Annotated in this window: 2 protein-coding genes; both read right to left on the bottom strand. The window is 61.4% G+C overall.

Annotated elements, in window-relative coordinates; translation table 11 throughout:
• Positions 1-3,340 (bottom strand): sulfatase-like hydrolase/transferase (locus tag ABYO54_RS14280; protein ID WP_372808920.1); only part of this gene is annotated, 3,340 nt, incomplete at its 3' end.
• A gap of 18 nt (positions 3,341-3,358) precedes the next feature.
• On the bottom strand, positions 3,359-4,637 hold a 1,279-nt coding region (locus ABYO54_RS14275), incomplete at its 5' end, for a sulfatase-like hydrolase/transferase (RefSeq protein ID WP_372808919.1).

Genomic DNA, 4,637 nt, shown 5'->3' with positions numbered 1-4,637 from the left:
TGAAAGCGAACCAGTCCCCGGCGCCCGTAGCGGCGCGCTGGTCCGCCAGGGCCGTTCCGGCAAAATTGAAGCCGGGCGAACCGGAAGCGCTCGCATCGAATACGGCACGGGTTAAAACATATTTATTTTGACCGCCGCCGTTGAGCGAACCGCCCTGAACCAGCCGCGCTGCCGTGGTGGTGACATCGGGATCCAGCGACTCAAAGGAGCCGGTGTTGAAATTGCCGTTCGTATCGGCCTGGGCATCGTACAAAGCCAGCACGCCGCTAAACGGTGCGTTGGTGGAATCGGTTGCGGTTCCGCAATCCAGCGCATGCACCGAAATGCGGTAGAACAGATGATCCGGCGTGCCGTCGACGGGTTCCAGAAGCACCGTCTCATAATCCGCTCCCGGCTCCGCGGCGGAAGCCGTTTCGGCATAATATTCCGTATAGGCATTCCAGTTCGTCAGATCATTGGAAACCAACACTTCGATCCCCAGGCCGGCCTGATTGCAGCGGCGATAGGAAAAGGCCACCTCCGTTTCATTGGTCAGGATGATGGAATATACGGGCACCGAATTGCTGCCGGTCGGATCGCTTCCCAACGCCTGCTCAATCAGGTTGTTCACGCCGTCGCCGTCGAAATCATTCGTTCCGGACTGGCTCAACCCCCCGAACATTTCGAGTTCGTAGGCATCCCGGAGCCGATCGTTATCCGCGTCCGCGCTGACCACTTCCAACGCGGTGACCATCAGCTGCGGCGCTTCGTTGGTGCCGATGGTCAGGGGATCGTCCTCGGTCGAAAAGGCCGCGCCGACGTTGCCGGTCTGGTCGAACGCAATGCGGAAGCCATAGTTGGGTGCCGTCCCTTCGCACCAGGCTTGCACCATCGCGGTTACATCGAACCCGGCATCGGTTCCCGGAACGCCGACGGTGCCGCTGTAAAAGCCGGACGCATCGACATCCAAACCGAAATCGCCGTTGTTCCCTAAGACAAACCCATTGGTTACCCCGGTGCCGTCGAAAAGCGGGTAGCTTCCGACTGCGGCATCCCAAAAGTCCGTCACCCGCGCGAGCTGCAAATCCCCGGTGTTGGAATCGTTGAGCCGGTCGATCTGATGAATGCGCAGCCGCGCGCTTTCAATATTCTGCGGAATGCCGCTGAGATCGAAGCGCAGGAAGCAGCGGGTTTTTTCTTCAAGCCGGTTGGTGGCCCGCGAGCGCACGAACAGGGTTCCGGAGCCGGCCCAGTCGTCGCCCCCCTCCTCGTCATCGGGATCGTCGACGGTTCCGTTGTATCCGGCCAGTTGGACGACATCCGGATCGAGCGCCACCACGATGTTTGTGGTTACCGCCGTCGAACCGGCATTCCGGGGATTGGAAAATCCCTCGAGTTCGTCGTCGTCATCGACGCCGTCGCCGTCCGTATCCGCCCGGATTGGGTCCGTTCCCCAGATGAGCACCTCGTCGCCGTCCTCCAGGGAATCCGTGTCCGAATGGGGGCGGTTGGGTCGCGAACCGTAGGTCAGCACCTCGAGTCCGTCTTCCAGCCGGTCGCCGTCGGTATCCGCGTCGTAGAGATCGGACTCGTTTTCGTATTCCAGCAGGTTGCTCAACTTGTCGCCGTCGAAATCCTTCGCGGCGTCGGACGGATCGGCCCGGTCGAGCCCTTCGGTTGCACGTTCGAAATAGCTCGGGATGCCGTCGCCGTCGGTATCGATCGGCGGCACGTTGCTGTCGCCGTCGGTGCCGTAGGTGGTGTTGCCGCGGATCTCGTTGAGCAAGGCATAGAGCTGCGCTTCCTTGTCGAGGGCCGCTTGGGTCGGGGTCGTACTCAGCAGATTGTGGTCCTCGCCGGGATCGGTGGAGAGGTTGAAGAGCTGGCGCGGCGAGCCGAAGATTACGCCGGCGGCCTCGGCGGACGTCAGCGGATTGTTTTGCGAATCGTAGGAATTGGAGCCGTTGCCGCCGGTGCCGTCGAGCAGCTTCCACACCCCGTCTTGGTCAACGATGGCGCACTGGCCGTTGTAGGCGTGCTGGATGGTGGCCGGCCGCCGGGCCGCCGGCATCGCCTCGCCTTTCAAAACGGACAGAAAACTTTCGGCGTCCGGCGCCTGGTCGGGCGTGAGGTCGTAATTCAGGAACTCGGCCATGGTGGCGAGAAAATCACCCTGCCAGCAGAAATGGGTTGTCGTCGCCCCGGGCGCAATCAGCGCGGGCCAGCGGATCATGAACGGAACGCGGGTTCCGCCTTCCCAGTTGTCGAGTTTCTGACCGCGGAAGGGGCCGTTGCAGTCATGGCCGTTCGAAAGGCTGGACGGCATGGCATTTTTCGAGGGGCCGTTATCGCTGGTGATCAGGACCACGGTATTGCCGGCCAATCCGCGGTCGGCGAGCGCATCGAGAATCTGGCCGGTATAATGGTCGGTCTGCGCCAGATAGTCGCCGTAGGCAAAGGGGGCGGTGCCGGAAAACGCCTCCTGAACGGCCCAGGGCAGGTGCGGCGCCGGCACCGGCACATAGATGAAGAACGGCTCATCGTCGGCGGCGCGCAGGGCCAGGATTTCCGCCACCTTGGCGGCCTGCACCTGCAGGTAGTCCGAACAGACAAAATTCGGATCATAAACCCCGTCGCGCACATTGTTGACCGCGCCGATCGGTTCGCCTTCGAGAAAATCCCCGTTGACGGCCGGCCGCGCCTGGCTGAAGACCACCGTCCCGTTGGTCACCAGCCCCCCCTTGAACAGCACGGTCTGGTTTTCAATCCAGGTATAGGGAGGCATGTCGAGCGAGGCGGCGGTGCCGAAATAATAATCGAAGCCGTTCGCATTGGGCGTCCGGGTTAACGGCAGCGAAAAATCGATTTCATCGTCGGCGGTCGACGCGGTGTTGGTTCCCAACACATCGGAATCATTTCCCAGACTGACGGCGGAGCCATCCGGCGCATAGAACTGCATGCCGACATGCCACTTGCCCACCATGGCGGTTTCGTAGCCGAGATCCTGGAACATTTTTCCGATCGTCAAGCGGTCTGCCGCCATCAGCGGGGAAGAATATCCCCCGAGCACATGGGTTTTCAGGCTGGTGCGCCAACAGTAGCGGCCCGTCATCAGCGCATACCGCGAAGGCGTACAGACGGCGTCCGCCGAATGCCCGGCCGTAAACCGCATGCCCTCCGCCGCGAAGGCATCCAGATGGGGCGTATAGGAAACCTGATTGGTGTCATAGGCCCCGACGTCGCTGTAGCCCATGTCGTCGTAATAGATCAGCAGGACATTGGGTTTGTCCGGATTCATATTCCCGGCGAGACTGCAAAGCGCCGCCCCCAGCAACAGCATGCCGTTTATAAAATACTTCATATTCCGGTTTCCCTACCTTTAGTAATCCGCTTCGTCGATCCACTCCAGATCGTCCCACCACTCCGTGTCGTTGCCCACGGCCGCGCCCGCCGTCGTGCGGCCGCCGGTGACGATCGCGGTCAACTTCGCCTCCAAGTCGGCCGCGCGGGTTGGATTCGCCGCGTAGACATTGTTCGTTTCGGCGGGATCCGATGAAAGGTCGTAGAGTTCGTAGCCGGAACCCTCCCAGGGCATCACCAGCTTCCAGTCTTCGGAGCGGACCGCAAACCGGCCGTTCATCTCATGGTGCACCATCGGCAACCGGGTCGGCGCCGCCGAAGCGTCCCGCAGGACGTCGTAGAAGCTGACGCTGTCCTCGCCGCTGTCGTCATCCAGCACAACGCCGAGCAGGTCCGCCAGGGTTGCCAGCAAATCGGTTTGGCAGACGGGTTTATCATACACCCGTCCCGGAGACGCAATTCCGGCCGGCCAGCGGACCACGAAGGGAACCCGGTGCCCCCCTTCGTAGATATCCCGTTTGCCGCCACGGTAAATGCCCGCGCTGTCGTGGCCGTAGGTGGAAACCCGGGAGCCGTATGTGCTCTCGGGGCCGTTGTCGCTGGTCACGATGACCAGGGTATTGTTCGCCAGCCCGCTTTCGTCGAGAAACTTGAGGATGTTCCCGATGTGGTAATCGGTCTCCATCACGAAATCGCCATAGGCGCCGGCGGCGCTCAATCCTTGAAAATCCTCCCGGGGAATGACCGGTTTGTGGGATGAAGTGAGCGGGATATAGATAAAGAACGGGTTTCCGGCACGGGCCTCATCCACTCGCGGCTCCATCCATTCGATCGCCTTATCGGTAAAGCGGGTCAGGCAGAGAATGTCATCGAAGTCGGACGCCACTTCCAGGCCGCTGGTCTGGTCGTACGGCGGGGTGATGCGGTAGTCGCTGAAAGCCCCCGCCAGCGTGTTGGCTTTCTTGGAGGTGAACAGGGTCGGATTCACCGCCGTATAGCGCCCCTCGATCCACGCCAGATAGCCGAAATTCATGGACGCCGGAATCCCGTAGAAATAGTCGAATCCGACATCCAACGGCATGTCATCGATCGGCAGGGAAAAGTCGCGGTCGCCATTGGTGCCGGGGATATCCATTCCGAGGTGCCATTTCCCGATCATGGCCGTGGCATAGCCCTGGTCCCGCAGCAAGGACGCCAACGTCATCCGGTCATCCGGAATCAGCGCCGGCGCGTCTGCGCCCAGCACGCCGGTTTTCTGGACGGTGCGCCAGCAGTAGCGCCCCGTCAGCAATCCATAG

The sequence above is a fragment of the Pontiella sp. genome, assembly GCF_041622395.1.
Taxonomy (GTDB): domain Bacteria; phylum Verrucomicrobiota; class Kiritimatiellia; order Kiritimatiellales; family Pontiellaceae; genus Pontiella.
The sequence above is the reverse complement of the archived record's forward strand: the minus strand, read 5'-3'. Positions and strand labels throughout refer to the sequence as shown.